The sequence below is a fragment of the Bathymodiolus azoricus thioautotrophic gill symbiont genome (genome assembly GCF_001298715.1).
Lineage (GTDB): Bacteria > Pseudomonadota > Gammaproteobacteria > PS1 > Pseudothioglobaceae > Thiodubiliella.
The window spans coordinates 1-5,455 of the sequence record NZ_CDSC02000409.1 but is presented as its reverse complement, the minus strand read 5'-3'; the positions used below and the strand labels follow the sequence as shown (position 1 = coordinate 5,455).

Annotated in this window: 8 protein-coding genes; all 8 read left to right on the top strand. The window is 39.0% G+C overall.

The genetic code is table 11. The features are described 5' to 3' along the window. Positions 1-17 precede the first annotated feature (17 nt). Positions 18-851 (top strand): KilA-N domain-containing protein, encoded by an 834-nt coding sequence (locus BAZSYMA_RS07885; RefSeq protein WP_090717609.1) that lies wholly within the window; start codon positions 18-20, stop codon positions 849-851. After that, a complete protein-coding gene (locus tag BAZSYMA_RS07880) occupies positions 844-1,905 on the top strand; it encodes a PDDEXK nuclease domain-containing protein (RefSeq protein ID WP_090717605.1) in 1,062 nt (353 codons plus the stop codon). The genes BAZSYMA_RS07885 and BAZSYMA_RS07880 overlap by 8 nt, the downstream gene beginning before the upstream one ends. Before the next feature lie 7 nt (positions 1,906-1,912). Continuing rightward, positions 1,913-3,124 carry a restriction endonuclease subunit S gene (locus BAZSYMA_RS07875; RefSeq protein ID WP_090717613.1) on the top strand — a complete coding sequence of 404 codons (1,212 nt, stop codon included), beginning with the start codon at positions 1,913-1,915 and terminating at the stop codon, positions 3,122-3,124. Then, entirely contained in the window at positions 3,117-3,761 is a 645-nt protein-coding gene (locus BAZSYMA_RS07870; protein ID WP_090717600.1) for an abortive infection family protein, read from the top strand. Before BAZSYMA_RS07875 ends, BAZSYMA_RS07870 begins: the two co-directional genes overlap by 8 nt. 16 nt (positions 3,762-3,777) lie before the next feature. After that, entirely contained in the window at positions 3,778-4,071 is a 294-nt protein-coding gene (locus tag BAZSYMA_RS10465) for an AAA family ATPase (protein ID WP_241502596.1), read from the top strand. Beyond that, complete coding sequence (locus BAZSYMA_RS10460) at positions 4,046-4,744, top strand: hypothetical protein (protein WP_241502594.1); 699 nt, start codon at positions 4,046-4,048, stop codon at positions 4,742-4,744. The genes BAZSYMA_RS10465 and BAZSYMA_RS10460 overlap by 26 nt, the downstream gene beginning before the upstream one ends. Further along, a complete protein-coding gene (locus BAZSYMA_RS10455) occupies positions 4,675-5,118 on the top strand; it encodes an AAA family ATPase (RefSeq protein ID WP_241502593.1) in 444 nt (147 codons plus the stop codon). The genes BAZSYMA_RS10460 and BAZSYMA_RS10455 overlap by 70 nt, the downstream gene beginning before the upstream one ends. Before the next feature lie 127 nt (positions 5,119-5,245). Continuing rightward, positions 5,246-5,455: type I restriction endonuclease (locus tag BAZSYMA_RS07860; RefSeq protein WP_143243162.1), on the top strand; the 210-nt coding region annotated here is incomplete at its 3' end.

Genomic DNA, 5,455 nt, shown 5'->3' with positions numbered 1-5,455 from the left:
GGCAAAGGTAAAGATTGATGGTTAATAAAAGCAATAAAATCATCGTTAACCAAAGCGAAATTACGGTTGTGCAAGCCAATGAGCAGGATTACATCTCATTAACAGATATTGCCTGCCATAAAAAATCTGACCGTACCAATGACCTAATACGAAACTGGATCCGCAATCGCAATACCATCGAGTATATTGGAATTTGGGAGCAACTGAATAACCCTGATTTTAAACCCGTCGAATTCGACGGGTTTAGAAAAGAGGCGGGATTAAACAGTTTTAGTCTCACCCCCAAGCAATGGATAGAAAAAACCAACGCCATAGGCATTATATCCAAAGCAGGACGCTATGGTGGAACCTATGCCCATAAAGACATCGCTTTTGAATTTGCTACCTGGATTTCGGTTGAATTTAAGCTATACCTGTTCAAGGAATTTCAACGGCTTAAAGAAAAAGAACAAGGCAAACTCGGATGGAACATCAAACGCCAACTCACTAAAATCAACTACCGCATCCATACTGATGCCATCAAAGGAAATTTACTGCCACAGATCCTAGGCAAACAGCAAATCAGCCATATCTACGCCTCAGAAGCCGATGTGCTCAATGTGTCACTGTTTGGTAAAACCGTAAAACAATGGCGAAAAGCCAACCCCGATAAAGACGGCAATATCCGTGACTACGCCAATGTCAGCCAATTGGTATGCCTTGCCAATCTGGAAAGCCTCAATGCCATGTTGATTGATGAAGGTCAGTCACAAAGTGAACGGCTGCAAAAACTCAATCAGATGGCTATTGGGCAAATGCAGATATTGCTGGAAGATCGAGGGGTGAAGCGATTGGGGGTTGAAAATGAGTGAGAACAGAAAAAAAGAAATCACGAGCACGCCTACCCAATACCAAAGCCTGTATGCAGATATAAAGCAACTGATTACGCAGGCAAGGTCAAGCGTTGTTAAACAGGTCAACCAAACCCTAACCGTTACTTACTGGCAGATTGGCAAACGAATCAGTATAGACATTTTAGACTCAAATCGGGCGGACTATGGAAAACAGGTATTACCGAAACTAAGCCAGCAACTCAGTGATGAATTTGGCAAGGGGTTTACCTATTCATCGCTTACCCGCATGGTGAAATTTTATAAGGCATTCCCTGAGCAAACGATTATTGCGACACTGTCGCAACAATTAAGCTGGTCGCATTTTGTTGAACTGCTCAAGTTGGAGGATGTTATTCAGCGTGAATTTTATGCTCATATGAGCCATCACGAAAGCTGGTCAGTGCGTACCCTGCGTGAACGCATGGACGGCATGTTGTTTGAACGCAGTGCCATTGCCAAACAGCCCGAAAAGGTCATTCGGCAAGAACTGGCAAAGCTGGAACAGCCACAAACCGCCTCCCTTGCCCTGCACCTCAAAGACCCTTACCTGCTGGATTTTCTCGAGTTACAAGATAACTTCAGCGAAAAGGATCTAGAAAACGCCATCCTGCACAAGCTGGAGCACTTTATACTGGAACTGGGCAGTGATTTTGCTTTTATGGCACGACAAAAACGCCTGCAAATCGGCGGTAATGACTATTATCTGGATTTGCTGTTCTATCATCGCAAACTCAAACGACTGGTGCTGATTGAACTGAAACTCGGAGAATTCAAACCCGAATACAAAGGGCAGGCTGAGCTGTATTTGAAATGGTTGGCGAAGTATGAACAACAGCCTGATGAAAACTCACCGATTGCGATTTTATTGTGTAGTAGCAAGGATAAAGAAGTGGTGGAATTGATGGAACTGGAACAAGATGATATTCATATTGCCGAGTACTGGCTACAACTGCCACCGAAAGAAGTGTTGCAGGCGAAACTGCATAAGGCGATTGAAGAAGCGACATTGAGACTGGGGTTTGGGGATGAGTGAGGGGTTAATGGAAAATGGAGAGTTGAGCGTTGAGAGTGGGGGGAGTGCTTGGCGGGAGGTTAATTTAGCTAACGCACCTGTTGAAATATTGGATGGCGATAGAGGAAAAAATTATCCTAAAAAAAATGAGTTTTCTGATAATGGATATTGTCTTTTCTTAAACACAAAGAACGTAACATCGTCAGGATTTAATTTTTCAGAATTAAATTTCATTACTGAAGAAAAAGATTGTTTGCTTAGAAAAGGAAAGCTAGAAAGAAATGATATTGTTTTAACAACTAGAGGCACAGTCGGAAATGTTGCATTTTATAATGAAGGAGTAGACTTTGAAAATATTAGAGTAAACTCTGGGATGGTTATTATTAGACCAGCGGGATTGCATCCAGTTTTTAATTATCAATTATTCAAATTTTTAACACTGGATTTGTCAGAATTTATTTCTGGTAGTGCTCAACCACAATTGCCCATAAGAGATTTAAAACAAGTAATATTTAAACTCCCACCCCTCCCCGAACAAAAAGCCATTGCCGACGTATTAAGCGCACTGGATGACAAAATCGACCTGCTCCACTGCCAAAACAAAACCCTTGAACAGATGGCAGAAACGCTTTTTCGCCAGTGGTTTGTGGTTGAGGCTGGGGAGGATTGGGTGGAAAAGCCGTTAAGCAGTGTTGCCAACTTTTTAAACGGCTTGGCTTGTCAAAAATTCCCGCCTAAAAACGAAGTGGACAAATTTCCTGTTTTGAAAATCAAACAACTGCGTAATGGTTTTTCTGATGAGTGTGATTGGTGTACGACAGAGGTTAAAGCAGAATACATCATCGAAAATGGCGATGTTATTTTTTCATGGTCGGCTTCGTTAATGGTGAAAATATGGGATGGTGATCAATGTATTTTGAATCAACATTTGTTCAAAGTGACTTCTGATGATTTCCCTAAATGGTATTACTATTTATGGAGCAAACATCATTTAGCTGAATTTGTCAGCATTTCATCTAGCCATGCAACAACAATGGGGCATATTAAACGGGGTGATTTAGATGATGCGATGGTATTAGTGCCATCGCCAGAAGAATCTGAGGAGTTTTCAGAAATATTTACACCCTTGCTGGATAAAATTATTTCCAACAATAAAAGATTAAAAAACTTAACTTCCCTTCGGGATACTTTGTTACCTAAATTGATGAGTGGTGAAGTCAGGATTGCCAGCAATGGATAAGCTAAAAGCCGTTATCAAAGAATATGGTCGGTGGAAGCCATTAGAAGATAATATTTTGATAATTGAGACATACTTGGATATCGACTTTGGATTAGCCGTTAAAAATTCAAAATCCATTCTGGAATCAATATCAAAAGAGATATGCGAACAAAAATCTGTCGAGCTTAGAAGTAGTGAAAGCATCAGTAGCTCATTAAAAAAAACGTGCAAGGCTATCGGCTATAATGGTGGTGATTTAGTTACGCAACTATCAACATCAATTGCAAATATTGGGCATCAAGTGGGAAGTTTGAGAAACGAAATAGGGGTAACTTCTCATGGACGAACCATGGATCAATTGAAAGATAGAAATAATGGAATTGATAAACTTACAAAAATATTCCTTGTTGACGCTACAGAACTGGTTTCCTGCTTTTTAATAAGAAACTTTGAAAATGAAAATCCTAGAAAACATCACAAATCACAAGCTCATGCTCTTGCTTATTCTGAGGCGGAAGAGTTTAACGAATCGTGGGATAATTCCTTCAGTGAGTTTGTGATGGGGGATTATTCTTATCCTGCCAGTGAAATATTGTTTAATATGGACAATCAAGCCTATGTCAATGAGTACAAGGCGTTTACGGAGGATAGGGCATGATTTTAAGGAATAGAGTATGTATATAAAAGAACTGAAGGTACAAAATTTTAAGAGCTTTAACGGTGATATATCGACAATGGTGTTTAACATGCCGAATGGTGAATGTGGTAGTGGTTTGAATATTTTTGTTGGTGAAAATAATACAGGTAAGTCTACAATATTTGAAGCAATCGACTTTTTGAAAAATGGTATCAAAAAACTACCTGAAGAGATCAAAAATAAGAATAACCCAACAGAAGATGTTGTGGTCGAAATTACTTTTGAGGGAAACATTACAGGGACTATTGATAGTTTTTCGAAAAAAAACTAAAGTTGCTGTATTCAAAAAAAATATTTATGATGATGGTACTGCAACTGAATCTATCAGATTTTCAAGAAAAACATCTTCTATGCAGACAATACAGTTATGGTCAAATGGAAATGACGAGTATAAAGATGAACCAGGCATTAAGATGTTTGTAAGAAAGTTATTTGAGACAAATTTTGTTTGGGCTGACACCAACCCTAATGATCAAGCGAGTTTTGGCTCCACTACTATTTGTGGCAATTTGCTAAAAGATATTATGAGTGGTTTTACCGATACGGATGACTATGGGAGTTTTTCAAAACAATTTGATAAAACATTTAATGACGAGGACTCTAAATTAAGAAAGAAGCTTAAAATTATTGAGGAAAAAACTCAGGCAATTTTTAAAGAACAGTTTGGGCATGCCTCTATTCGTTTTCGGTTCAATGAGCTAAAAATTGATTCGTTTTTCAAAAATACCACTATTGATATTGACGATGGTGTTAGAACTTCCATGGAAGAAAAAGGCAGTGGCATGCAACGTTCAGTTGCTTTGGCACTGTTGCAAGTATATGCAGATGAATTGACGAAACATCCCGAAGAAGGTGGTCTTAAGAAACCGTTTTTTTGTTCATTGATGAACCAGAAATTTGTCTTCACCCCAAAGCACAATCGAAACTGTTTAAATCTCTTTTAGAGTTGTCTAAAACAAAACAGGTTTTTTTAGCGACACACTCTCCCTATTTTTTAGTCTCAGAATATTTGAATACTATTGGTTTGTTCATCTTTTGTTTAGAGAGTGGGGTTCCAAAAATCGATAGAATCAATGGTGCTAAGAGTAATCTACTACCGTGGAGTCCAACATGGGGTGAAATAAACTATGAAGGATACAAACTGCCAACCATCGAGTTTCACAACGATCTATACGGAAGACTGCAAGAGTTAAGTGAAAAACGGAATATTAATAAATTTGAAGGTTGGTTAGTCGATCAGGGCGTTAAGAAAACAAAGCAATGGACCAAGGAAACCAAAGGCAATGGGGGGGGAACCCAAAAGACACAACGTTGCTAACATACATTAGAAATATGATTCACCACCCTGAAAATGTAACTATGCGGAAACGGTTCAATGAAAAAGAACTCTATGATTCAATTTCACAAATGATTAAGCTAATAGTCAATCATTCTGGTGGTAAAGTATGACAAACCGAATTACCGAAAACACCATCGAAAACTTCTGCATTAAACTACTGGAAAAGCAAGGTTACGAATACATTTACGCTCCTGATATTGCCCCCGACTCTGACAACCCCTTACGCAATAGTTTTGAGGAAGTAATATTGCCTAATCGCTTGAATAATGCCGTCACCCGCATCAACCCTTCCATTCCGCACGATGCCCAGCAGGAA

Coding starts and splice junctions, on each gene's coding strand:
- BAZSYMA_RS07870 (WP_090717600.1), top strand. CDS start 3,117: ATGGATAAGCTAAAAGCCGTTATCAAAGAATATGGTCGGTGGAAGCCA.
- BAZSYMA_RS10465 (WP_241502596.1), top strand. CDS start 3,778: ATGTATATAAAAGAACTGAAGGTACAAAATTTTAAGAGCTTTAACGGT.
- BAZSYMA_RS07875 (WP_090717613.1), top strand. CDS start 1,913: ATGGAAAATGGAGAGTTGAGCGTTGAGAGTGGGGGGAGTGCTTGGCGG.
- BAZSYMA_RS07885 (WP_090717609.1), top strand. CDS start 18: ATGGTTAATAAAAGCAATAAAATCATCGTTAACCAAAGCGAAATTACG.
- BAZSYMA_RS07880 (WP_090717605.1), top strand. CDS start 844: ATGAGTGAGAACAGAAAAAAAGAAATCACGAGCACGCCTACCCAATAC.